Origin of the sequence: Sphingobacterium sp. WOUb80, from assembly GCF_050058145.1 — a bacterium.
Lineage (GTDB): Bacteria > Bacteroidota > Bacteroidia > Sphingobacteriales > Sphingobacteriaceae > Sphingobacterium.
Window position 1 is genome coordinate 2,414,071 of sequence record NZ_CP165617.1, and the last position, 25,981, is coordinate 2,440,051.

General features: G+C 40.7%; 21 protein-coding genes and 1 riboswitch. Of the genes, 9 read left to right on the top strand and 12 right to left on the bottom strand.

The features are described 5' to 3' along the window. Positions 1-29: 29 nt before the first annotated feature. The 7 genes from AB1Z56_RS10155 to AB1Z56_RS10185 form a co-directional block, all read right to left on the bottom strand. Positions 30-503, bottom strand: a complete 474-nt coding sequence (locus tag AB1Z56_RS10155; protein ID WP_309363958.1) for an SRPBCC family protein — start codon at positions 501-503, stop codon at positions 30-32. Between the two features lie 314 nt (positions 504-817). Then, on the bottom strand, positions 818-1,456 hold the full coding sequence (locus AB1Z56_RS10160; RefSeq protein ID WP_309363956.1) for a hypothetical protein: 639 nt from the start codon (positions 1,454-1,456) through the stop codon (positions 818-820). Positions 1,457-1,733: 277 nt separating this feature from the next. Further along, complete coding sequence (locus AB1Z56_RS10165; RefSeq protein WP_426791954.1) at positions 1,734-2,570, bottom strand: GNAT family N-acetyltransferase; 837 nt, start codon at positions 2,568-2,570, stop codon at positions 1,734-1,736. Between the two features lie 107 nt (positions 2,571-2,677). Further along, positions 2,678-3,106, bottom strand: coding sequence for a DinB family protein (locus AB1Z56_RS10170; RefSeq protein ID WP_313265189.1), 429 nt, complete (start codon positions 3,104-3,106; stop codon positions 2,678-2,680). A gap of 21 nt (positions 3,107-3,127) precedes the next feature. Then, on the bottom strand, positions 3,128-3,517 hold the full coding sequence (locus AB1Z56_RS10175) for a cytidine deaminase family protein (protein WP_309363950.1): 390 nt from the start codon (positions 3,515-3,517) through the stop codon (positions 3,128-3,130). Positions 3,518-3,529: 12 nt separating this feature from the next. Continuing rightward, on the bottom strand, positions 3,530-4,132 hold the full coding sequence (locus tag AB1Z56_RS10180) for a GrpB family protein (protein ID WP_309363948.1): 603 nt from the start codon (positions 4,130-4,132) through the stop codon (positions 3,530-3,532). 131 nt (positions 4,133-4,263) lie between these two features. Continuing rightward, positions 4,264-5,154: a DMT family transporter gene (locus tag AB1Z56_RS10185; RefSeq protein ID WP_426791955.1), complete on the bottom strand. Its 891-nt coding sequence runs from the start codon at positions 5,152-5,154 to the stop codon at positions 4,264-4,266. Positions 5,155-5,265: 111 nt separating this feature from the next. Between AB1Z56_RS10185 and AB1Z56_RS10190 the strand changes: the two genes are divergently transcribed. Then, on the top strand, positions 5,266-6,678 hold the full coding sequence (locus AB1Z56_RS10190) for a PLP-dependent aminotransferase family protein (protein ID WP_309363944.1): 1,413 nt from the start codon (positions 5,266-5,268) through the stop codon (positions 6,676-6,678). A gap of 63 nt (positions 6,679-6,741) precedes the next feature. On the opposite strand, the gene AB1Z56_RS10195 is transcribed toward AB1Z56_RS10190, so the two are convergent. Then, a complete protein-coding gene (locus AB1Z56_RS10195) occupies positions 6,742-9,381 on the bottom strand; it encodes a family 78 glycoside hydrolase catalytic domain (protein ID WP_426791956.1) in 2,640 nt (879 codons plus the stop codon). A 114-nt stretch (positions 9,382-9,495) separates the two neighbouring features. Further along, positions 9,496-9,591: riboswitch (TPP riboswitch) on the top strand. Between the two features lie 59 nt (positions 9,592-9,650). Here AB1Z56_RS10195 and thiS point away from each other — a divergent pair. The 8 genes from thiS (at position 9,651) to AB1Z56_RS10235 (ending at position 16,912) form a co-directional block, all read left to right on the top strand. Next, positions 9,651-9,857, top strand: a complete 207-nt coding sequence (gene thiS / locus AB1Z56_RS10200; protein WP_309363940.1) for a sulfur carrier protein ThiS — start codon at positions 9,651-9,653, stop codon at positions 9,855-9,857. 46 nt (positions 9,858-9,903) lie between these two features. Next, positions 9,904-11,718 (top strand): phosphomethylpyrimidine synthase ThiC, encoded by a 1,815-nt coding sequence (thiC, locus tag AB1Z56_RS10205; RefSeq protein ID WP_309363938.1) that lies wholly within the window; start codon positions 9,904-9,906, stop codon positions 11,716-11,718. Next, positions 11,715-12,332, top strand: a complete 618-nt coding sequence (locus tag AB1Z56_RS10210) for a thiamine phosphate synthase (protein WP_309363936.1) — start codon at positions 11,715-11,717, stop codon at positions 12,330-12,332. The genes thiC and AB1Z56_RS10210 overlap by 4 nt, the downstream gene beginning before the upstream one ends. Further along, a complete protein-coding gene (gene thiE, locus AB1Z56_RS10215) occupies positions 12,293-12,910 on the top strand; it encodes a thiamine phosphate synthase (RefSeq protein WP_309363935.1) in 618 nt (205 codons plus the stop codon). Before AB1Z56_RS10210 ends, thiE begins: the two co-directional genes overlap by 40 nt. Continuing rightward, the gene (locus AB1Z56_RS10220; protein WP_313265175.1) at positions 12,907-13,677 is read left to right on the top strand and encodes a thiazole synthase; all 771 of its coding nucleotides are present in this window, start codon (positions 12,907-12,909) and stop codon (positions 13,675-13,677) included. The genes thiE and AB1Z56_RS10220 overlap by 4 nt, the downstream gene beginning before the upstream one ends. A 9-nt stretch (positions 13,678-13,686) precedes the next feature. Beyond that, positions 13,687-14,811, top strand: a complete 1,125-nt coding sequence (gene thiH / locus AB1Z56_RS10225) for a 2-iminoacetate synthase ThiH (RefSeq protein ID WP_426791957.1) — start codon at positions 13,687-13,689, stop codon at positions 14,809-14,811. Positions 14,812-14,815: 4 nt separating this feature from the next. Continuing rightward, complete coding sequence (locus tag AB1Z56_RS10230; protein WP_426791958.1) at positions 14,816-15,526, top strand: HesA/MoeB/ThiF family protein; 711 nt, start codon at positions 14,816-14,818, stop codon at positions 15,524-15,526. A gap of 144 nt (positions 15,527-15,670) precedes the next feature. Beyond that, positions 15,671-16,912, top strand: a complete 1,242-nt coding sequence (locus tag AB1Z56_RS10235; RefSeq protein WP_309363927.1) for a YaiO family outer membrane beta-barrel protein — start codon at positions 15,671-15,673, stop codon at positions 16,910-16,912. On the opposite strand, the gene AB1Z56_RS10240 is transcribed toward AB1Z56_RS10235, so the two are convergent. Genes AB1Z56_RS10240 through AB1Z56_RS10255 form a run of 4 tightly spaced genes read right to left on the bottom strand, consistent with a single transcriptional unit; the run spans position 16,909 to position 25,686 of the window. Continuing rightward, positions 16,909-20,334 (bottom strand): sulfatase-like hydrolase/transferase, encoded by a 3,426-nt coding sequence (locus AB1Z56_RS10240; RefSeq protein ID WP_426791959.1) that lies wholly within the window; start codon positions 20,332-20,334, stop codon positions 16,909-16,911. The genes AB1Z56_RS10235 and AB1Z56_RS10240 overlap by 4 nt on opposite strands. Continuing rightward, positions 20,328-21,395 carry a hypothetical protein gene (locus tag AB1Z56_RS10245; protein WP_426791960.1) on the bottom strand — a complete coding sequence of 356 codons (1,068 nt, stop codon included), beginning with the start codon at positions 21,393-21,395 and terminating at the stop codon, positions 20,328-20,330. Before AB1Z56_RS10245 ends, AB1Z56_RS10240 begins: the two co-directional genes overlap by 7 nt. A gap of 9 nt (positions 21,396-21,404) precedes the next feature. Continuing rightward, complete coding sequence (locus tag AB1Z56_RS10250) at positions 21,405-21,761, bottom strand: response regulator transcription factor (RefSeq protein WP_309363921.1); 357 nt, start codon at positions 21,759-21,761, stop codon at positions 21,405-21,407. A 4-nt stretch (positions 21,762-21,765) separates the two neighbouring features. Then, complete coding sequence (locus tag AB1Z56_RS10255) at positions 21,766-25,686, bottom strand: response regulator (RefSeq protein ID WP_426791961.1); 3,921 nt, start codon at positions 25,684-25,686, stop codon at positions 21,766-21,768. Positions 25,687-25,981: the final 295 nt, after the last annotated feature.

Consider the following 25,981-nt stretch of genomic DNA (forward strand, 5'->3'; position numbering starts at 1 on the left):
TTAGAATAAGTACACATGTCATAAAATAGCTATGATGTGCTTTTACTTTGGCTAAATAAATCTTCTAATACCTGATAACGATAATTGAAAATACTCGCAAGCTTCCTTTTAACAAAAACGCCGTGAGCAATAGTTCCAAGAATTCCCAAAGGCAATTCATAGTCAACTGTATCCTTCATCAAGACTCCATTTTCATTTGGAATAAATTCATGAAAATGATTCCAATACTTATAAGGCCCCTTTTCTTGAAAATCCGTAAAACTCACGTATTTTTCCACCTGAGTTATTCTTGTTTTCCATTTCAGCGGTATCCTAAGGATAGGAGACACCAAATATTCAATGATCATACCTTCAGCGATTTCCTGCCCTTGGAAATCCGACACAACCACAAAGCCAATCTTTTTTGGTGTTATTTCAGCGAGATTGATGGGAGAAGAAAAAAAATCCCATGCGGTATGTAGATCACATGTCAACTGCTGTTCTCTGTATAATTTGTACCTCATCTTATGTCAACTATCCTGCTTCATTTTAATAACAACTATATAGCTAATTTAGTTTATTAATATACTAAAAATATATTTTTAATATGTAAAAAATGAATAAAATAGATAAAAAAAGACTACTATTAAACCAATTTGATTATTAACCTCAACCTGATCGTGCTTAAACTTTCGTCAATTATTGCTTATCTTCAACTGACGAGTCGCTGAACTGATATGTACAAGGACTATTATCGGATTATAGCTGTCGATAAATAAAAAAAGAAAGCTTATAATTTCGAGGAAACTATAAGCTTTAAAAACAGCTCAGATCTATTTTAATGAGCGGACATATCCTTTTCCAGCGCTTTGACTAGTGCTTTCGTATAACTTTTAGAAAAATCCTCCAGACTAGAAGGGTTAATTGTCTCTGACTGAACACTCCAAAGCAACTGTTCAGAGCTTACATCATATAAATTGCTTTCGAGATAATACATTTTATCAGTGGTGTAATAGCCTGGATTGTAGGCAATCGGATACCAATGGGAATAGTAACTCCAAAAATTACCATACCATCCAAAGGTGGGATATGGCATATATGGACCGCTTCCAGGTACATATCGGGTTTCACTGGTTTTGTCGATCAATGTAACTGTGAAAATTGCATCAGCATTCAGATCACGTACGGTTTTCATCACCAAATCCTTGTTTTGGCTTTCGTCTTTAGTGAATGTCTTTTTAAAAACATCTGTACTTTTAATTGCTTTATAGCCGTGCATGGAAGCTGCTTGGGCCAAATTAGATTCAATGACATCTTTTGCCTTAGCATGACTTGTCATCGCAATAATGAATATCGTTTGGTACTGTTTAGGCGTCACATCTCTATTTTTATAGATATCTGTTATCCTAGTCGAAGTGCTACAAGCAAGCAAAAGGAAGCTTGAGACAATAGCGATTAAAAATGACTTGGTTTTCATATGTTTAAAAATTAGTGTTTTTTGAAATGCAGCAGTTGGTATACTTTGGAAAAATGGCGGTAATGGCAGTTACATTTTTATTTTTTCGAGATTATAAACTAGCTCGGCCGGCCCCAAGATCTCATATTAGAAAGAGTCTTTATAACCAGCTAATAGATAACAAGCTTATAACGAAAATTGTTTATTTTTTTTATTAAAAAATAAATATCAGCTGTATTTGCGCTGATTTACATAATAGTTGAAATAAGATTTCGCATTATAAATTTTATTTCAACTATTATATATTCTTAATCATTTCAAATTGGTTGATTCTATTGGTCAAACCACACTTTTTTAAGAAAAACTTCAGATTTTCGGCTTTTTCGTCAAAATTATTTAGCTGTATCTGGGTGCTTGATAGATACTTTTTAAGTTCAGTTAAGAGTTGGGTGGCAATACCTTTCCGCCTATGCTGTACCGCTACCGCAATATGGTAGATCCGATTGTTGTGCGAGCTGAATAAGATATACCCCACCAGATCAGAACCAATGAATGCCCCCAGTCCTGTCGGCTGAACTAATTCCATACTCATTCTCGTATTTTGCCAGCTAGGCTCAATATCCCAGAAAGCTTGTAAGATATCCCAAGGAAAATGGTGCATAAGTTTTATACTGCAAGAAAATGGTCGCGCACTTACTTGAAGCTCCCCTCCAAAGCACAATAGTTTGCGTCCTTTAACAAATCCATTTTTTTCATACGCCCGAATAGCAGATAGATTGTTATCTATAACCTCCAGAAATAATTGCTTCACATGACGTTCTTTAAAGAAAGGCTGGATAAATCCATACATTTTCCCAACCACACCCTTGCCCCTGTATGCAGGCAAAACACCCGTGCCAGCATTATAAATTACTGTCTTACCTTCAATTTGTCGCATGCCATTTAGGATAAAAGCAACAAGTCGAGCCTCATCAAAAACACCTACAGACCAGTCCATCAAGATATTTTCATTCCTGATCTTGGCCTCCAATTGGGATGTACCTAATTGAAAGGGTACGATGTAATCGGCGAAGGCTCCATTAATGGCAATTAATAGATCCGATTTATCCAACTCCGTTAATTGTCTTATCTCCATGACCGCTTTTTTATGGATTATTAAAAAGATTTGATGTCCCGACAAAATGCCTGCAGCGTAACATGCCGATTCTACCGATTTCTATTTAAATCTATGATCAGAGATTATCATTGAGCCAAAATCTGGTTTCTGTGATGCTTCAAATGTACGACATAGTCTTGCATTAAAAATTCAAGACTATGGCCGTTGCAAGTTCTCATTAGTAGTTTTTTATCGATTATTTGCTGAAATAAAAACAACAATTGCCTGTTCAATGAATGCCATAGATTACATAATTGTATAACCTCAGTATCTTGATAGCTTCCACATTGACAATACTCCTCCTGATTGTAATATATCTGCGGATTCTCTTCAAATTGGGCTCGAATAAACCTAGAATAATTAACGAATGCACTATCAACCAAATGCCCTAGAATCTCTTTTTTACTCCACTTATCTGGCATTAATTTTAATTCGAATTCTGCTACCGCTATTTCTCTGATCTGCTGGGGGAAATTAAGGATAATATCCTCAAATTCTGCTAATATTATTTTCATATTTAACGCTGCCTATTGAATTTACCAATTTAATCCCGTAGCTGTTTTCCAGTCATATGGCATTAATTCTTCCAACGTCTTAAATATTCCATCCTGAACTTCAATGATCGTTTTACTGTTTTGCTTAGACAGCTGACCAATCAATTCCCGACATCGACCACATGGCGGAACAGCATTTCCACTCTTATTCACGGCAACCATCGCCTTGATCTGTGATTCTCCATGCTTCAACATTTCTGAAACAGCACTGTGCTCGGCACAATGTCCTAAAGAACAGGCTGTATCAATGCTAATACCTGTATACACATTGCCATCTATGGTTTCTATTGCCGCAGCTACATCGGCATAGGCAATATAGTCGTTCAAAATTTTTGGTTTAGCCAATTGAGAGGCTATTTTTTTCAGGTCCATATCTTTATTATCTTATTTTTCCACAACTCTCTTATACCATTCAATAGCTTTTCTTTCGTATTCTTTCAGAAATTCATCTTTTGCACCGTTGTAGTCGTTGCCATCTTTCCATTCCCGAAGCACCAATTCTTCTTTAATTCTTTGATAGTTATCCCTTACTTCGGAATGCGTTCGCAGATAATCCCGAAATGCGATATGACGCAACCAATGATCTGATTGCCACGGAATACTGTGGATATGTGCTATCCGTAATGAATGATCATGCAATCTTTCTGGAATTTCATCGCCCCGAACAATATGTTCTGGAACGCCCAATACTTCGGGGCGATCAATCAGGGCAACAAAAAAACGCCTGTATGGCATCTCTTCGTTGTATTTCTCATAATATACATAGGATTTGCCTTTCAATAAAACTGGAACAAGATCCAGGTCGCTGTCCTTATCCAACCCGATCAGTATATCAATAATCGGTTTAGCTGACAAACCCTCAACAGCTGTGCTGCCAATATGATCTATCCTCGGATCTATTGGTTTCAGCAAAGTATGAAGGTCTCGTTGGATACTGCTGAACTTTGCCTTCCATATCGGATTATAAGGTTCAAAAGGTAAAATCATAATATATTGTCTTTTTCGCTACAAATAATACTCTTCATCCTATACAACCTGGATGAGGTGCCAAGAGCTAAAGTTAACAAATTTATAGTTTACCATGCGGATCCATTAGCCACCTATCATTTCCAGGGGGTTTATTTCGCAAATTTCTTGGTACCAACCACACAAAGAATAACCCCAACAGTCACGGCCAGCATGCCGATACTGACTTGTTCATGAAGAAGCCAGGCTGCTAAAGCCAAGCCGAAAAATGGCTGTAGTAGCTGTAACTGCCCTATTGTTGCCGTCCCCCCTTGTGCGAGCCCCTTATACCAGAAAACAAAACCGATAAACATACTAAACAATGATACATAAGCTAAACTGCCCCAGGCACCCATAGTTACATCATTAAAAGAAGGAGGCATATAGATAAAGGTAAGTGGAAGCATAATCGGTAATGACAAAACCAGCGCCCAGGAAATCACCTGCCATCCCCCTAGTGTCTTCGTTAATTTTGCACCTTCGGCATAGCCCAGTCCACATAGAATGACCGATAAAATCATTAAAACATCACCTAAAGGTGAGGCTGTTAATCCTTGCGCCAAGGCATATCCGATAACCAATAGACTCCCTAAGGCAGAGAACAGCCAAAAAATTGGCTTCGGGCGCTCGCCACCACGTATGATACCAAATACAGCTGTCGATACGGGCAAAATGCCGATAAAAACAATAGAGTGTGCTGAAGTGATGTGCTGTAAGGCCAAAGCACTCAGCAAGGGAAACCCAACTACACATCCTATTGCCACAATGCATAACGAACCTAATTGTTTTTTCTCGGGGCGATTTTCCTTAAAAACCACCAAAGTTACTAAAGCCAGTAAACCTGCAATAGAAGCTCTTGCTAGCGTCACAAAGACTGGATCAAATGCCAAAACTGCCATCCGCGTCGCCGGTAGCGAACCACTAAATAATACGACACCAATAAAACCATTAAACCAGCCATTCGCTGTATTTTCCTGTACCTTACTTATACTTAATTCTGCCATCGTTAAATCTTTAACACAAAGTTCGTCGATTGCCATCAGTAAGTACAGTCACAGTTTTTGATAATTCAATGGACACAGTTATCTTTGAAGCATGTTATAAATCCTTATGCTGTGAAAAAAGATTATTTGTACAATGAAATAGCAGACAATATCGCCAATAAGATTAAATCTGGCGTTCTAAAAGCCGGAGAGAAACTACCATCAGTGAGAAGCTTAAGCAGTGAACACGGGATCAGTATTAACACGGCGAAAAGAGTGTTTCTGGAGCTGGAAGCTCGTTCTCTTATCCGATCCAAGCCCCAATCTGGCTACTTCATCAGCCCCTTGAACTACCTGCAGCTTCCATTGGCCGCGGCTAGTCAGCCCGTACCCATCGCCAACAGCCGGCAACCTGACCAATTGATGAATGACGTTTATTCAACCATAGGACGTCGGGATTTAACCTTATTTTCTATTGGTGTTCCTTCAGGAATTCTGCTGCCCGTTGCGAAATTGAAGAAAGAAATTGTTCTCGCAACACGGGTACTGAATGATGGTGGCACAGCATATGAACCCTTACAGGGCAATATCAAATTACGCCGCATGGTGGCCGTACGTTCATTGACATGGGAGGGAAATCTACATGAAGATGATATCGTGACAACTAACGGCTGTATGAATGCCTTGGCTTTATGTCTTATGGCTTTAACCCAACCTGGAGACACAATAGCACTCGAAAGCCCCTGTTATCCCGGAATCCTCCAATTAGCTGTTAGCCTAGGCCTGCAAGTCCTGGAAATTGCTACAGACCCGATAAATGGGATCGATATTGAAACGCTCAAAAATGTATTACACAAAATCAAGGTCTGCTTACTGGTTCCCAATTTTAACACGCCTTTAGGCTACTGTATGCCCGACGAAAAAAAGCGGGAAATTGTATCACTGCTATCAAAACATCAGATCCCGCTGATCGAAGACGATACCTATGGCGACCTTCATTTTGGGGCCGAACGCCCCAAATGCTGCAAATCTTTTGACTTAGATGGCAATGTACTCTGGTGCGGATCAGTTTCAAAAACTTTGGCTCCGGGTTTCCGTGTGGGCTGGGTCGCCCCGGGAAAATATAAAGAACAGATCATCAAACTAAAACTGATTCATTCGCTATCCTCTACCGCAATCATTAATGAAGCTGTAGGAAATTTTCTGCTAACTGGGAGGTACGACAACCATCTTCGCAAACTTCGCCAAACGTTAATGGAAAATTATCAGCACTATGCAGCCATTATAGCGAGTCATTTCCCTGAAGGAACCAGAATAAGCCGGCCACAGGGTGGGCTCGCCCTGTGGGTGGAATTTCCAAAACATATTGATACTGGAAAACTATACAGCTACGCTCTTAAATTGCAGATCAGCATTTCACCGGGAAGGATATTTACCTTGCAGGATCAATTTTATCATTGCATGCGTCTCTGTATTGGTTTACCATGGAGCAATGAACTGTCTTTAAAATTAAAACAGCTTGGAAATCTTGCAAAAGCGCTGTAAAATCTGACCATACAAAGGAATAAACCAACTATTTATCCAGAGAAAGAAAAGGCGAAAACCCTATTATTTTAGCTGTAGCTCCAATGTATGTTTACCCGCGTCCAATTGAACAACATCGCTGCTCTTCACATTATCCGGAGGATAGAATGTTGCAGTAGCATTTGCAGGTATTTTGATATCGTATACAATTTTATCGCCTTTTAATTTCCAGTCGGAAACAATTTTCCCAAACGGTGATTCGTAGGAGATCGCAGATTCTTTCAGTCCCTGAGGAAAGATTGGCTTTAAGAGGATATGCTTAAAGCCAGGCTGTTTCGGGTCTGGTAGAATGCCACCAATAGATTTAAAAAACCAACCGCCGATCTCACCAAACATCATGTGATTATCCGAGATGTCCCGTGTCGCTTTTAGATCCCAGTTTTCCAATAAGGTGGTCGCCCCGTTAACAATCCACCATCCCCAAGATGGATAAGTGTCCTGTACCGCAACCTTATAGGCAGTCTCTGGATAGCCATTATCTTTTAATGCATTCAAAAGTGCTTTTGCGCCCAATACACCTACATCCAAATGAAAGTTGGTCTCTTCAACTTTCTTATTCAGATTGGCTGCAACGCGAGCGTTCATTTCTTCGGGCACGACTCCCCAAAATAACGGTACACTCAATTCGGTCTGTGTTCCGTTGCTGTAAATTCCTTTTGAAGTATCCAAAAATTTAGCATTGATAGCTGTCTTAATCTTTTTGCTTAGCGATTCATATTTTTGTTGATCCGCTGTATGTCCAAATAACTTTGCAGCCGAAGCAAGGATGGTTGCATCGACATAAAAATAGACGGATGAAGTGAGCTCCAGATTAGAGGAAGACTTAACAGGCACCCAGTCACCACGTCCAAAGGTTGTCAGACCAAAGGGACTGATTCCATCTACGTAATCGACATAACGTTTAATAGCCGCATAACAGTCTTCCAGTGCACGCGAATCCCCATAAAACTGATAAATCTGCCAGGGGATGATAGCAATCGTGCTTGTCCAATCCAATCCATTTGCGGTACCATAACCCCAACCACCCGTTGGAATAATATCAGGCAGGACACCATTTTCCTGTTGTTCATCGCGATGATCGGCCATCCATTTTTCGTAAACTGTGATTCCATCAAAATTGTATAAGGCCGTCTCAATTGCAAGATGCCCATCCCCCGTCCAACCATTCTTTTCCCGTTGTGGGCAGTCTGTTGGGTAGCCCATCAAATTGGACAAATAAGCATGATTGGTTGCATCCCATAACCGATTTACCAAATCAGAAGAAGTTTTAAGTTCTCCTAATGGCCGCACATCACTATGCATAAAATAGGCCGTTACAGTTGATTTATCCAGCGCAATGGGTACGTTGCTGCTAATTTCGACATAACGGAATCCCTTATAGCCGAACTTTGCCATAAATTCATCATCTCGTCCGCTCAGCGTTAGGATATCCGTCTGAAAAGGTTCAGCCTCTTTATCACCCCGGTAATAGACATCAATGTTAGACTGATCCAAACGCCCATCTGCATGCAATCGTTCACCATGTTTAATCCGCAGCACTGTTCCGGCTGATCCTTTGACTTTTATTTTTGTGATGCCGGCCATATTCTGCCCCATATCGAAGACATAAGTTTGCGAGTCAATCTTCTTTATTGACTTTGGCAGGTATGACTTCAGCAGTCGGATCGGTACGGTTTGCTGGGCAACTAAGTTGGCAGATGGTGCATTTCTATATTGAACTGCACCCCATGCCGAGTCATCAAATTTTGGTTTATCCCAGTTGGGTATTTCTAGTCTTGCATCGTAATGCTCCCCTGTATAGATGTTATTGTAAACAGTTGGCCCATAAGCGGTTTTCCACTGCTCATCAGAAACAATCGTCTCTTGTGAACCATCTGCATAAACGATATGCAGATCCAGACAGAATGCGGGACGGTCTCGCCATGGCGCTTTATCAAAGTTCCAAACAGCCATTGGCTGATGATTGTACCAACCGTTACCTAGAATAACTCCAATTGCATTCTCTCCTTTTTGAAGCTGCGCGGTCACATCTTCCACGAGATAAAGTGTCCGGCGGTCAAATCGGGTATACATCGGATCCAACCGATGATCGCCCACGCGTTGACCATTGATGGATAGTTCATATAATCCGGCGACAGCAATATAGGCACGGGCCGACTTAATTTTTTTCTTTGTTGTGAATACTTTTCTAAAATACGGGGTTTTCCGCTCATGGATGTCCTTACCATCGCTGATCCATCTTCCTTCCCAATTGTCTTTGCCCATCATCCCCGTTTCAAAAGACGCTATGGCTGAACTTGTTGACAGACCTTCTTTGTCCCATACCTTCACCTTCCAAAAGTATTTGGTCCGGGCTGTTAACTTTGCGCCATTGTATGGAACCAGCATGGCTGAACTGAGCTGTTTCCCACTGTCCCAAACACCCTTCGCCTCTTTAATCAATGCCAGCGAATCCTGCCCAACGAACAGCTGATAGGCGCTTTGCCGAGCGCCATTCCGCGGGTCATCAAGTCGCCAGCTAAATCTTGGATTGACGGCATCGATACCCAATGGATTAACGAGATGTTCGCAGGTTAGCTGAACAGCGCTGCAGTTATTTTTAGGTTGTGCTTGGGCATTGCCAGCCATCATGTACAACATCGTTGTCAATAAAATTCTACGCATCAAAAGGAGGTGTTCTTGGTGGTTGTTAAATTGTTTTAGCTTGTTCAAAATACTAATATATCAAATATTTCCTACATATTATCCTGTACTTTCACAAAAATAACCCTATCTTAGTCCCAACTTTAGGGGTGTCTGCTCGTGCAGGCTGAGATTTTACCCTTAGAACCTGATCCGGATCATACTGGCGTAGGGAAAAGTGAGCTGTCTACAAGGTGCATTACTGTGTCTTCGTGTAGCCATTCCTAAAGTTTTACCAAAAAAAATAAGGAATGGAACTTACAATAAACCATCAGATTCGATTTTTTGACCCGGCACCGCCTTCACTTGAAGCCTTGGTCCTTTTGGAATTATCTGCTATGACGCAAGGCGTGGCCGTAGCGATCAATAACCAAGTTATTCCAAAGGACGACTGGCCAGCTACAAAACTTAAAGCCCATGATCAAATTATCTTGATTACCGCATCTCAAGGCGGATAGTTATTTCAAAAAAATCAACCGAAAATTTACATCAACACCGTAAAAAATGGCAGCTGAAACAATCACACAATCACCTTTCCCAAATTCAAAGAAAATTTTTGTACCCGGAAAAATATTTCCAATTCAAGTCGCTATGCGTCAGATTTCTTTGAGTCCCACCAAATTAAGTAATGGACAAGTAGAAATTAATCCTCCGGTTACTATTTATGACACCTCTGGTCCATATACAGATGAATCCATGCTTGTCGATATCCGAAAAGGTCTCCCTCGCCTCCGCGAGCAATGGATATTGGACCGTCAGGATGTAACGCAGTTAGCTACCATTACTTCTGAATATGGCCAACGGCGGCTCTCCGACCCAAGTTTAGATGAGCTTCGATTTGCCTATAGTCATAAACCGAAAGTGGCCCAAGCTGATTGCAATGTCACACAGTTACATTATGCAAAGAAAGGTATCATCACACCGGAAATGGAATACGTTGCCATCCGCGAAAACCAACGCATCGAGCAGTTAACGGCCAGTACCCCAGGAATGGATCATCAGCATACCGGGCAAAATTTTGGTGCGAGAACACATAAAAAAGCCATCACTGCTGAATTTGTCCGCGAAGAAATTGCTGCAGGACGAGCTATTATCCCTAATAATATCAATCACCCTGAAAGTGAACCCATGATTATCGGACGTAATTTTTTGGTAAAAATTAATGCAAATATTGGGAATAGCGCGGTCAGTTCGAGTATCGATGAGGAGGTTGAGAAAGCGGTCTGGGCTTGTCGCTGGGGTGCCGATACCATTATGGACCTCTCCACGGGCAAAAATATTCATGAAACCCGCGAGTGGATTATTCGCAACTCTCCAGTTCCAATCGGTACTGTCCCGATCTATCAAGCCCTAGAAAAAGTGAAAGGTGTAGCAGAAGATCTCACTTGGGACATATTCAGAGATACCTTGATCGAACAGGCCGAGCAGGGAGTTTCTTATTTTACAATACATGCCGGCGTGTTGCTCCGTTATATCCACCTCACGGCAAGCAGGGTGACCGGCATCGTTTCCAGAGGCGGTTCAATTATGGCTAAATGGTGTCTTTTTCACCATAAAGAGAACTTTCTCTATACACATTTTGAGGAGATCTGCGAGATTATGAAACAATATGATGTTGCTTTTTCTCTCGGTGATGGTCTTCGTCCGGGTGCTATCGCAGATGCGAATGATGCGGCTCAATTTGCTGAACTCGAAACATTGGGTGAACTTACCAAAATCGCCTGGAAACATGATGTTCAAGTGATGATCGAAGGCCCTGGCCATGTTCCCATGCAATTGATCAAAGAAAACATGGACAAACAACTGGAATGTTGTGACGAAGCACCATTTTATACCTTAGGCCCCTTAACAACTGACATTGCCCCGGGTTATGATCACATCACTTCAGCTATTGGAGCTGCCATGATCGGCTGGTATGGCTGCGCAATGCTTTGCTATGTTACACCAAAAGAACATTTAGGTTTACCAAATAAAAAAGATGTTAAAGATGGTGTAATTACATACAAACTTGCCGCTCATGCGGCTGATTTAGCCAAGGGACATCCCGGTGCACAATACCGGGACAATGCGCTGAGTAAAGCAAGGTTTGAATTTAGATGGGAAGATCAATTCAATCTTTCCCTAGATCCAGATACGGCACGTGAATACCACGATGAAACTCTACCTGCCGATGCAGCCAAAGTGGCTCATTTCTGCTCGATGTGCGGGCCAAAATTTTGCTCCATGAAAATTACGCAAGAAATCCGGGACAGTGCCGCACAGGGCATGCTGGAAAAATCACAGCAATTTATTGCACAAGGAAAAGAGATCTATTTATGATCATCGCTTTGACAGCTGAAGAGGAGATATTTTCCGAACATGCAATTATCAATGCGTTGTTCGAAGAGGGACTTGACATCCTGCACTTGCGCAAGTATCATTTTACGGACTTACAAATGTCGAGGTACATCGCGTGTATAGACGCGGTATACCTTGACAAACTGGTCTTACATTCACATGCGCATTTATCGGCCGATCTCGGGATCTCCCGTATCCATGTAAATGAAAAAAGTCGACAAAATGGTCCGGCAAATGAAATAGCAGGTGCAGCCATTCGTTCCACCTCTGTACATCATATCGAGCAATTCAATAACCTGGAGGAAAGTTGGGATTATGCTTTTTTGAGCCCATTATTTCCAAGTATCTCAAAACCTGGCTATGGAAAGGATAATGCTTTATTAAAGCAGCTTCCATTGCGTTCCAATGTGACCGTTCGTCTGATCGGTCTGGGTGGAATAAACCAAAGCAACTGCCTTCTTCCCATACAGGAGGGGGTAGACGGAATTGCGCTATACGGTGCGTTATGGAAACATGCTGATCCTATTGAAAATTTTATCGCATGCAAACAAAAACTATGGAAAGACTCCAATATATTTCACAAGGGCAAACATTAGCAGAACAAAAAAGTAATATCTTAAAGGCGCTTGACGCTGGTGCCAAATGGATACAAATCCGATGGAAAGAGGCTTCTAATAAACAGCTCTATATTCTTGCCGAACAGATCAAAAAGGCCTGTTCCGAATTTGATGCTTATTGTATCATCAATGATCATCCCGAAATCGCAAAAGATATCGATGCTGATGGGGTCCATCTGGGACTGGACGACTGCAGCATCACAGAAGCACGGGATCTATTGGGGCCAGAAAAAATCATTGGCGGTACAGCCAACAGCTTTGCTGATGTAAAGCAAAGAATAACAGAAAATTGTGACTATATCGGTCTTGGGCCATTCAGCTATACCACAACCAAACAAAAATTAAGTCCCCTACTGGGGATTGCAGGATATAAAAACATCATCCAAGAAGTCCACCAAGAAGGCTTGCCCCCTATTCCAATATTCGCGATAGGCGGCATAAATGATCTTGAAGACATCCGCCACCTAATACAAATAGGAGTTTATGGCATTGCGCTATCTGGTATTATAACCCAAACTCCACACATTGTTTCATCTATCAACAAACTTTTAGTATGAGTAACTTACATATAGCCGATCGCATATTTGAATCCCGACTATTTTTGGGTACGGGAAAATTTGGTGATCTCAACGAAATGAATCATGCCATTAAGGCTTCGGCCTCCCAATTGGTTACAGTTGCCCTCAAACGGATTGACCAGACCACCAGTGATGAAAACCTGATAAGTGCGCTTGACTTAAACGCTATCCATTTACTTCCCAATACTTCGGGAGCACGAACTGCAGAAGAAGCTGTGCTCGCGGCTCAACTTGCTCGCGAGGCACTGGAAACAAACTGGGTAAAATTGGAAATTCATCCCGACCCACGTTATCTACTGCCCGATCCTATTGAAACTTTACGCGCTACTGAATCACTCGCTAAGCTGGGCTTCGTCGTTATGCCTTATATCCATGCGGATCCGGTACTTTGTAAAAGACTGGAAAATGCAGGCACCGCTGTTGTGATGCCTTTAGGGGCTCCTATCGGTAGCAATAAAGGGCTTCGTACCTTGGACTTTCTCGAAATTATTATTGAGGAGAGCAATGTCCCTGTTGTCATAGACGCTGGAATAGGTGCACCTTCTGATGCGGCCAAAGCCATGGAAATTGGGGCTGCTGCAGTCCTTGTCAATACGGCGATCGCCGTTTCAAATCATCCCGTACAAATGGCGGAAGCGTTCAAAGAAGCCGTTATCGCAGGGAGAAAGGCTTATGAGGCCGGTTTAGGAAAAGTTGCATCTCATGCAATCGGCTCGAGTCCCTTAACTTCATTTTTATTCGATTGATGATTATATATGACAGATTTTAAATTGATACTCGATCAATATTCCTGGAATAAGGTCCAAACACAGATTTATGACACGACCGATCAGGATGTACGCTATGTCTTAGCGAAAGACAGTCTAACACTCGATGACTTTAAGGTGCTTATCTCGCCTGCGGCCGCGCCATATCTTGAACAGATGGCGCAAAAAACACAGCAAATCACACAACGTCGTTTCGGTAAAACTATACAGCTCTATGCCCCCCTTTACCTGAGCAATGAGTGCCAAAACATCTGCACATATTGCGGTTTTAGCATGGACAATAAAATCAAGCGCAAAACCCTTAGCAACACCGAACTATTATTGGAAGCAATGGCACTCAAAGCCATGGGAATCAACCATATTTTACTGGTCAGCGGAGAAGCCAACAAAACTGTCGAGATTAATTATTTCCTAAATGCTATTCAGCTTTTAAAACCTCATTTTTCACAGATATCTATCGAGGTACAGCCATTGGAAGAATCCGAGTACCGGCTACTACAGGCCGCCGGAGTCTATGCAATTTTGGTCTACCAGGAGACCTACCATCGGGACGTTTATAGACAGTACCATCCGAAAGGTAAGAAATCCAATTTTGACTATCGTTTGGATACGCCTGACCGTATAGGCCGGGCGGGAATCCATAAAATCGGATTAGGTGTATTGCTTGGACTTGAGGACTGGCGGGTAGACAGTTTTTTCACCGCAGCTCATATCGCCTATCTGCAAAAACAATATTGGCAGACACGATACTCCATTTCCTTTCCGCGCCTGCGACCGGCAACGGGTTCTGTTGAACCAAATTTCCATCTGGCAGACAAAGATCTTTTGCAGCTGATCTGTGCATACCGTTTGTGGAATGAAAACTTGGAAATTTCTATTTCAACACGAGAAAATGAAACATTTAGAAATCATATCATTCCAATCGGAGTAACCACAATGAGTGCTGCTTCCAAAACAAACCCGGGAGGCTACGTTGTTGATCCGCAAGCTTTGGAACAATTTGAAGTGAGCGATGAAAGAGATATGGAAACAATCAAAAATCAAATCCGAAAAATGGGTTACGCTCCTGTCATGAAGGACTGGGAGACTAATTATGCGGGTATAATACGTTAAACACATGAAAGAAAACAGTATTTTTGACCGTTATAGCAGGCAAATTTTTATAGAAGAGATTGGCGTTACAGGACAACGAAAGATTATGGATGCCAAGGTGCTGATCGTTGGCGCTGGCGGACTCGGAAGTCCTGTCATTCAGTATCTAGCCGCGGCCGGCATTGGCAAACTTGGCCTGGCTGATTTTGACAAAGTGGAAATACATAACTTAAACCGGCAGATTATTCATTGCGAAGAGCATATTCACAACGCTAAAACTGCCAGCGCCAAAGATTACGTACGAAAACACAATAGCACAATTGATTTCGAAACCTTTCCGGTAAAAATAACTGCAGACAACGTTGCTGAGATCCTTGCGCCCTACCACATTATTGTAGATTGCTGTGATAATTTCACGACGCGTTACCTGCTAAACCATGCCTGCATACAGCTCAATAAACCACTGGTATACGGTAGTATTTATGGTTTTGAGGGGCAGCTTGCCGTCTTTAACTATAGGGGCAGTAGAAACCTGCTGGATATCTTTCCAAGTCCCCCTGCCCCAGAGCAAGTACCAAATTGCGATAAAAATGGCGTTTTGGGTCCATTGCCTGGCATAATAGGCAGCATGATGGCTATGCAGGTACTCAAAATAGCAGCCGGATTACCTGTAGATAGCAATCAATTGACCATTTTCGATACATTCCATTGGCGTTTTACGAAACTTTTATTTTAAAATGATACCCTGGAAAGTTCAAAAAAACAAATGATATCTTGACCCTTATTCGAAAATTTATTTTAAAACAGGTGTCAACAAACAAAATTTCCTAATTTTAGTTTATATATTAGCAAGCTTAACATGTCAACTATACGATCTGGAATGAAAAAAGTAATTTACCCATTACTCTCCCTCTCTTTATTACCTTTATTTTCAATTGCGCAAGAGACCAAACTTACGGCGGATGATCTTTTTATAAAAGCACGAAAGGTGGCTTTTGATTCGAAAGATTATCCACAGGCCATTCAACTATCAAAACAGGCTCTTCTTCAAGCTCCAGATTATACAGATATAAGCATATTTCTTGCACGCCTCTATACCTGGTCTGACAAGATTGATTCGGCACGGACTATCTTTACAGAACTCGACAAGAAAAATACAAGCGACGAAGATTTCTTTTTGGCCTATGCTTCCTTGGAATACTGGAATGATCAGGCGGACAAAGCCATTGCAATTGCGGATAAAGGACTGAGCATACATCCACAGTCGCAGGATCTCCTTTTGTTAAAAGGTAAAATAAGCTACGGCAATGATCACTATGAGGCTGCCGAGAAGGCAATTAACAACCTATTGGCGATTAATCCTAAAAACACAGAGGCGAGAGCACTGGCAAAAAGCATTGAAGAATATACCGCAAAGAATGCGATCGGGCTGACTTATAATTTTGTGTATTTTGACAAACAGTTTGATAATAATTGGCATATTGTGGGTCTAAGTTATAAGCGTGCAACACCAATAGGTTCCGTGATTTTCAGAACTAATTACGCGAATAAGTTTGCAGAAAATGGAGTCCAATTTGAAATGGAGGCTTACCCACGCCTTTCAAAGATATTTTACCTCTATGTCGGTGCCGGGTATTCCAATAATGTAGGTATTTTTGCAAAATATAGAACTGGTGTGTCTCTTTATGCCAATCTTCCCAACAGTTTTGAAGGGGAAATCGGTTACCGTCAGCTTTATTTTAGTGACAATATCTGGATGTACACGGCTTCAGTTGGAAAGTATTATCAAAACTTTTGGTTCAATTTGAGGACTTACCTTACACCGGGTGAAAAGAATATCTCCCAATCTTATACGGGTACAGTCCGCTATTATACAAAGGGAGCCAACGATTACTTTGGATTTAGTGCCGGAACAGGTTTGAGTCCCGAGGAGAACCGAAATAATCTCCTAGATAATGCTTCTTATAAACTAAAGACATTTAAAGTCGGTGCCGAGTACAATTTCTCTGTTAAACAAAGTAACCTTTTTTCGATCTCAGGTACTTATTATAACCAAGAATTCCGGCCAAAAGAAAGAGGCAATCAATTGGACATCATTCTTGGTTATATTCGAAAATTCTAGTTTTTCTTTGCCCGATCAAAGAAATTAGTATAAACACTGTCAGGAAGAAGTCGCTTTTGGGTGTAGAATAATTTGTTCTTGCGCTTGAATAATTCAAAGCGCTTGGACAATTCTCCCTTTACATTATCCGCTGCGGCATCTTCATTGAGTACCCCGTCCAATTTATACAATTGACCATCCGAAAGATGGTAACTACCTTTCACAAAATCGATCAATTGGTTTTTACTTTGCATCATGGCAATTCCATCGCCTTGAGCTGATGCACCTTTATCTAAACCTTGCCCGATCCAGGTTACTTGTGTCGGTGTTTTGATACCGAAATTATCCCGATAGTAAGCCAATAACGAAGGTGCAACGTCAAAATGGCTCACAAAATTATGGAAGGTCTTTGGCCCTTTTAGCAGTGGCGAATAAATCAGCAGTGGGACATGATAGCGATCTATTTTACTTTGCAAAGGTATCTCAGGCATTGCATGGTCTCCTGTTATTACAAAAATTGTATTTGCAAAATCTGCTCTCTTTTTATATTCATTAAAGAACTGTTCCATCGCCTCATCCAGATTCAGCACTGAAACAAGCTGGGTCCGGTTCTCTAAAGCCCATTTTTTTTGCTCCGGTGTAAGATCCAATGTCGCTACACGCTGATCAAATAACTGTTCATAATGAGCTGTATTATTAATCAAAAATGGATTATGTGTGGATAAAGTCAAAAGAACATGAAAATAGGGATGCTCCTGTACTTTTTGGACTTCGAGCAGTTTACTAAATACGGCTTGATCCTCGTAGCCCCAGCTCTCTCCTCCTTTTTCAGGCAGTTTTTTATAAGGTGGGCCAAAAGCGGCCTGATCAATGAGCATATCAATTTTATTATAATCCATGAATTTTTTCATGAAATCGAAATTGGAGTGACCACCATAGAAAAATCCTGTGTTAAAGCCATTGCTCTTCAGAATATTGAACAGGTTAAAATTATCCGGCAATGTATCCTGTTCAAGGAAACCATGCATCGCAAATGGCAGTGAACCTGTTATTGTAGGCAACACGGAAAATGTCCGACCAGAAGAACTCATATTATTATCCCAATACAATGACTGCTTTTTTAATGAGCCTATAAACGGCGTAAAGTTACCGATATAGCCGTTTTCAGAACTATAAGCGTGCCCTAACCCTTCGATAACGAGAATGACCAAATTGGGTGCTTTCGTTGTTTTCTGTAAATAGGTCCCGAGAAAATCTTTGGTATCTTCTTTTTTCAGGAAAGGGAATTTCGTATCCAGCACTTTTGCATCATCATCATCATCCTTATTGAACATAGCGAGCATTCCCGGATGCTCTTCCACATAATTCGATAAATTGGATTCGAAAAAATAACGCCACTTACTGCGGCTTGCATTGGCTACAAATTCATCTTTTTCTGAACCATTACCCAAAATTGAAGCCGAGGAGATAAAAAATGATACGATACCCAAAGATAGCAATGCGATACTGGTATAGGATTTTTTGAAAGTCTGTTTGTTGGCTATCCAAAGCGGAACCCAAGAAATCACAATCAGCAATAAGAGTAAAGCAATGTTGGTAAAACTCAACATACCGCTGGCTTCCAAAATTTGCTTCATCTCTTCCGAACTGTAATAAAACATATCGGCCCCGAGCAGGTTCCTCGATTCACCGAAATACAAAAACAGGATGAATTGCATAACGACCATAAAAGAGAATGAGATGACCAACAACAATCTCGCCCAAAAACTGCTTAAAAACTGAAGCAACAAATAACCTATTCCCAGACAACCTAAAGATTGAAAGAGAAATACCAGATTATCGAAAAAGAGATATTTCCCCGCATGCGATTCGGACAACTGTGTAAAACGGCGACCATACCACCACCATTCAACGCCAACAGATAACATATACAAAGCGAAGAAAACCAACATCACCGGTCCTAGACTCTGTAGCGATACGTTTATTCGCTGGCCAAAATATTTCCAAATGGACTCATTGGCATCTTTTTGCTGAAAACCTTGCCGCGTCATTTCGCCCCAGCCATGCTGTTTACGAAAGTAATCGACCACCCCCTGTACTCCTGCTTTAACAACAATAGGGTGAAAATACAAGGGTTCAAGGATAGCAGTGGTAATTAATGTAGAAAGATCTCGTTTCTTCGAATAGACCTGATGGCTAACAAGATCGACCAAAATCGCATAAATAGAATATAAAATTCCTGAAGCAATAACTAATGCAAATAATGCGAAGAAAAACGGCCAATTGATGATTCCTAAAATAAAAAAGATCAAAAAGACGATGTAACCTGTAAATTCAACAATAGGTCCCAAGAATTCAAAAAAGAACCAGTATGGCATACTGACCATACCGAAACGTCCGTATTTCGGATTGAACATTAATTTCCGATGTTTCCATAGTGTTTCCATTGTACCCCGCATCCAACGATTACGCTGTTTACGTAAAACCTCTTTTGATTCGGGCACCTCTGTCCAGCACAAAGGATCAGGAATATTGACCACTTCATAGGCTTGCTTTTGTTCTTCCATATAGCGTCGCATACGAACAACAAGCTCCATATCCTCACCAACCGTATTTCGATCATAACCACCACAAGCCAGTACGATCTCCCGATCGAAAGCACCAAATGCGCCTGAAATAAGAATTAATCCAGAAGCCCTTGACCAAGCCATCCGGCCTAAAATAAAAGCACGGATATACTCTAAAGCTTGTGTACGTCCCAACCAAGATTTAGGCAGATTGACATCGACGACGGATCCATTGACAACATTACAATTGTTGGCTAGGCGTATGACACCGCCACAGGCTATAACCCGTTTGTCAGTCTGTTCCAAAAATGGTTTCGCCAGCTTTAGAATGGCATCTTGTTCCAAAATACAATCGACATCAATACAGACAATATAATCACCAGAAGAAATATTAACTCCCACATTGAGCGCGTCGGCTTTACCCCCATTTTCCTTATCGACAACGATAAGTTTCTTAAAAGCAGGGTTCTTACTTTTATAAATCCCTCTTATTAATTTTGTTTCAATATTTCCCTGAACAAAAAAAGAGGTCGGTTCGAGTTCGTAAGATTCTATTAATTTCAAAATAGAGTCGTCCTTACTACCGTCATTCACAATAATAATTTCGAGATTATGGTAATACAGCGACAATAGGGAACGTACATTCTCAACAATAGTCATACCCTCGTTATAGGCTGGTGCAATCAGACTGAATGTAGGTGCATTGGGGTTTGTGGCAATAATGCTATAATCTGTAAAGGTGTTATTGTGTTTATAACGAAATACAGCTCCATAAGCGTATAATCCTATCCAGGTATAGATAATATATACTGCAGCAGAGTAAAGTAAAAATAACCAAACTACAATTTCGTATACTATATGGGAAAACTCTAACATTTTTTCTCTTGCAAAGCGTGTTTAATGATTTGTATTAGTTCGTCGTAAGTATCTTCACTTTGTGAGATATCACGTAAATATTGTTCTTCTCCCAAAACAACAAGTACTTCCGCAGCAGAGATTTTAATAGACACGGCAGTATGATTCCACAATTGATCCTTTAGAAAGCATTCACATTCTCTACTTCTGGCAACTTTCATTGCTTTTAGAATTTCATTTTGCACCTCAATAGGCTGTTGGTCAAAGATGGAAATAAATTGCTGGATCGTAGCACTGTTTTCAATCGACTGCAATGTCCGTATGGCCTGTACTCGAACCTTGGGAGACTGGTGATCCAATAGATTAAAAACTCCTGTATAAAAAGTCATCAATCTAAATTTTCGGATTAAGCGTAAAGTAAATATAACGACTGAGTCATTTGAACTCTTCAACCAGGTATCAACATGCAAATCAGAACTTTCAGGTATATCCTGAATAGAATATAAAAGACGAAGCTGCTGCCAGTCTGATAGCGGCCTGTCAAAATGATCCAAAAAACCAAGCCCTTCGTATCCATTAAAACTTACGATTGCATATTGCGCTTCTTGATATACTGCGGTGCGGGAATCAGTAAGCTTGGCTGTGATCTCGGGAATTGCCGCTTCGACGTTCATCGCCGCGAGCTCCTGTACACCACCGGCAACCAAATAAGCTTTTCTATGCCTAAGTTTTCTCCAGGCTTCTTCCTCCAATTTAAAATCATGAAACAATCTATTGATCGATTGTTTGGCCCCACCTGAAAACTTCCTATCCGAGTCGACGAGTACATCTAAGAAAAGTGCCCGAAATGATGGTTCTTTTAAATGTTTTGCAAATTCTTTATCTCTTTCGTCGTTTTCATCGCTCCCTACAATTGTCTCCATAATCTTATACTCGATGATCTGCCTCCAGGATTGCCTGTTGTGCAGGATCCTATAGCTATAAAAACTATAGGCCAGCACCGTGATGATCAATAGCAGTACTAAAATCAACACGATAACAATCGCCAATATAAGCTCATGTAGCTCGATGTGGTGATGCATAATTTAACTTTATTTATTTGTTAGGCGTTTTATTCTTAAAATGAGTTCGTTTGGACTAAATGGCTTGACCATAAAATCTGACGCCCCTAAATCGAAAGCATCGACCACGACCTCTTCCTGCCCCATACTCGACAATACAATAACTGGAATCTTCTTTCCTATACTTTTTATCGCCGAAAGAATTTCAATACCAGAAGCAAAAGGCATCATAATATCCGTAACCACCAAATCCAAATCCAGCTCAATAATTTTTTCAATGGCTTCACGGCCATTTCTGGTCAGCACCACTTCGTGTCCTTCTTTTACTAATTTGTGTTCAACAGTACGCAGTATCAATTCGTCGTCTTCAGCTATTAAAATCAACATATCATTATTTATTTAAGATTTTCGTAATTAATTCTAGTCCAATATCCATTTCTTGTTCGATTGCCACAAAAGCGACCGCAAGGTCAGCTTCAATCGTCGAACTTGTCTCCAGGTCCTTGGTCATTTGAGCCAGCTTGACCAGTCCAGCAGTCGATGATGTTCCCCGTAGTTTGTGTAAGAGTTCTTTAACCCGTACAATATCCTGTACCTTAATGGCCTCATGCAATTGCTTTCTGGAGCCTGTTATTTCCCTGATGACCAGATCCAGAAAAAAGGATAAAAATGCAGGATCATCACCCGCCTGTTCTTCCAGACGTCGCATGTCCAAATGCTGATCTAGGTCCTCAAAATCGGAAGATTCAGCAGCACTAGGCTTTACAGCTAACATTGCCTTTTCCAGCGCCTGGAATAAGTCTTGCTGTCGAATGGGTTTAGCTAAAAAGTCTGACATACCTGCCGCTAGACAGCGTTCCTTTTCGCCCGAAATATTACCCGCTGTAACACCGATAATAGGTGTTACGGCATATCCTGTCATCTGTCGGATCTGTTTGGTTGCTTCGATCCCATCGACCTCTGGCATCTGCACGTCCATTAAAATAAGATCAAATATTTTTTCTTTACAGGCACGAATTGCTTGAGCTCCGTCTGCCACTTCGGTTAAGAGTGCCCCTGGCATTATACTAGCCATCATTCTTAAGTTAAGGGCCATATTGACGGCGTTGTCGTCTGCCAGCAAAACCTGAACATCCTGACCATATGAATCCCCAGATAAGGACAAGTTTGCATTTGCCTTTAACTGGATTGTCTCGTCTCTATTTTGTTGTATTGCCCTTCGTAAAGTCGAATACAATTCCTCTGATTTAATGGGCTTAAGTAGACAGAATGACCGTTCTTCTTGCCTAAATGCCGAAATAACCTCGTGTTCTTCTGAAGAAGTATGCAATACGATCAAAGGAATTCCTTCCCCTTGCTTTCTAAAAAGTTCTTTGATTTTTTCAATTGTTTCGAGGCCCGATAATATCGGCATATGATAATCCATGAGAATAACATCGAAACGCTCGCCTTTCATTAGCAACTGTAAGGCCTCCATACCGTTTTCTGCGAGGACAGATTCGACATTTTTATAGGATAGCATATGTTGAAGGATCACTCGATTATTCGCGTTGTCATCGACAACGAGGACACGATTTAAAGGCAGATCTGTGTCCTCCTCTTCCATTTCCTCGCATCGTACTTCAATATCAAAATAGAATGTTGATCCAACACCGAGTTCACTTACCAGATTTAATTTGCTTCCCATATATTTCAGCAGGTTGTTGGAAATAGTCAAACCGAGCCCTGTGCCGCCATAACGTTTACTTACGGAGCTATCCTCTTGTGTAAAGGCGTCAAAGATACGTTTTTGCTTCTCTGGTGGAATTCCTATACCGGTATCCCTAACTGCAAAACGGAGGGTTAATTTATCATTATCATTACGAAGTTTACTGATCTTAAATTCGATCTCGCCCTTTTCTGTAAACTTGACAGCATTTCCCAGTAAATTGACCAGCACTTGTTTGATACGTGCTTCATCAACCCAAACAAAAGCTGGTAGACCTTGCTCAATATTCAAAAGCAGTTCGACATCTTTTCGCTGAGCCTGATAGAGAACGACATTAATAACCTGATTGGCTACATCATATACATTATACTTATCGACAAATAATTCGAGTTTACCCGATTCAATTTTTGAAAAGTCTAAAATATCATTGATAATATTCAATAGGCTATTTCCCGATTCATTGATGTAACCAAGGTACTGCAACTGCGTATCATTTAACGGCGTTTTCAACAACAAATCTGAGAATCCGATCACACCGTTTAATGGCGTTCGAATTTCATGACTCATATTAGCGAGGAATTCAGATTTTGCTTTACTTGCCAGATCGGCCAGTTCCTTCGCTAATTTTAATTCATCATTTATTTTTACCGATTCGGTAATGTTTTGCGTAAAAATAATGATTCCTCCTATACTTCCATCTGCAAGATGCCATGGTCTTACTTCCCAATTGAAATGCTGTGATTCTGAAACCCCTCCTACTTGTATGACCTCATCGGTATTCTTATAAGGAATACCCTCCAGTGCATCGAGGTAGATTTTTTTTCGATCTTCCGGAATATTTGGAAACAGTTTAAAAAAGTTGCTATTGTGCGGCAAACTTGTCCCTTCGTGAAAATCTTCCAACCATTGATTACTCACTGAAATATAGTTAAAATCACGGTCAAACATCGCAACCGATGCCGGAACATAATCTACAAACGCACGTAACATCGACTCTTTGCGTTCCAATTCCAGGAAGAGCGATTTACTTTGATCTATATCCTGAATAATTCCAAATACACGTTTACAAACATCGTTCTCAAATTCGGGAATACCTTTTACCCGTACCCAAATTGACTCTCCATTTTGCTTTAATAGTCGTAATTCTGTATCGTAAGGCGTTCTGGATGTAATAGCATCTTCAAAAATCCGACGTAAGATAACTTGGCTTTCTGGCTCATAAAATCCGATGGCATGTTCAAAATCAGGTGTAAAATCAGGAGCTACGCCATGAATTAATTTGGTCGAATCGGACCAATAAACCTTATTTTCAACCAGGTTTACCTCCCATCCCCCAACCTGAGCAACAGCATTTGTCTGCTCCAGGATTTGTTTGGTGTGCAAAAGATCGTTCTCAAGCTGCAATCGATCCGTCATATTCAGTGCTGTACTGACAACATAAGACCGTCCATTCTCATCGGTTTCCAGCATATTGTGATAAAGCCAAGAAATATCTTCACCGTCTTTTGTTTGTAGAACCATCATTCCAGAATCCTCTTTGTTCTTCGCAATGCGCTTGAGATATTCTTCAACCATGCTTACATGATGAGATGGGACCAATTTCTTTAGATTAAGCCCTTTAACCTCTTCTTTGGCGTACTGCAATATTTCTCTTCCTTTTTCATTGACAGATAGTATATTTCCCTCCATATCATGCATGCTCATGAGACCAATTGCATTTTCAAAGAAACTGCGGAATCTACGTTCGGAATTCTCCAATTTGAGTTTTTCTTCACGCTCTTTTGTTACGTTTCTACCAAAAGCCAAAATATCATGATTGATAGGATCATATTTGAAATGCCATTCAATTTCGACAACTTGGCCATTTTCTATTTTAGTTCTACTCGTAGATTGAACTCCGTACTTTGTTTCCTCAACTCGACCTAAGTCCGATACTAAACTACTTTCATTGTCTCCCAACAATGTAAAAATAGATTTGCTCAAACTAGTTGACCTGGACAAGCCAAGAACTTTGCTAAATGCAGGGTTGACTTCTTTTACATTGCGTTTTTCATCCAATACACAAATAATATTATTGGTTAAATGAAAAATTTCGGAGAAGTAACCCGCCTGTACTTTTCGTTTCTTTCCTAATAATATTTTAGTCACCGCCTTACCAAGTTCAGCCAGTGAATTTCTCTGTTTATCAGACAGCTTTTTAGGCTGGAAATCAATAACGCAGATTGTCCCAAGTGCATCGCCATCATCATCCAAAAGAGGAACACCAGCATAAAAACGGATATTTCCTTCGCGAATCAAGGGATTAGAAGATGAGCGTGGGTCTTCAAAAGTGTCTTCTATGACAAGGACCTCTTTACTCATTATCGTATATTGACAGACTGTATTCTTCCGCTCAACGGTATCCAATTCCATCCCCACGCAACTCTGAATTCGCTGTGTTTCTTGCTCCATCATAGCAATTAAAGCAGCAGGACAGTCTGTGATCAAACAAGCCGCTTGGGCAAAAACATCCAATTCAGGGTCTTTCCCAAGCCCCATTAACTCATAGGACCTTAATTTTTCTATCCTTCTTAACTCATTTTCAGGAAAAACGTTATTTGCCATTCACTTCTAGTATTTAGATCTGGTTTATTGTGCCCGTGAAGTTAATAAAAACATTGTTGAACGCCTAAATAATAAGGAAATATTGATCAGGGAATGTTTTATAAAGAACAAGCAACTACTAAAATTGTTGATGCAATAACAAAGATCAGTTATCCATATTCCTAATAAATAAGTTATTTACTAATTAGCTTTTATAACAATATCTTTACTAAGACACTCAACAAAGTATCTCATCCCAAGGCTAGTAGAAACGGATCAAAAAAAGTCGATCAGAAGATGCAAGGAAAATAGTGGT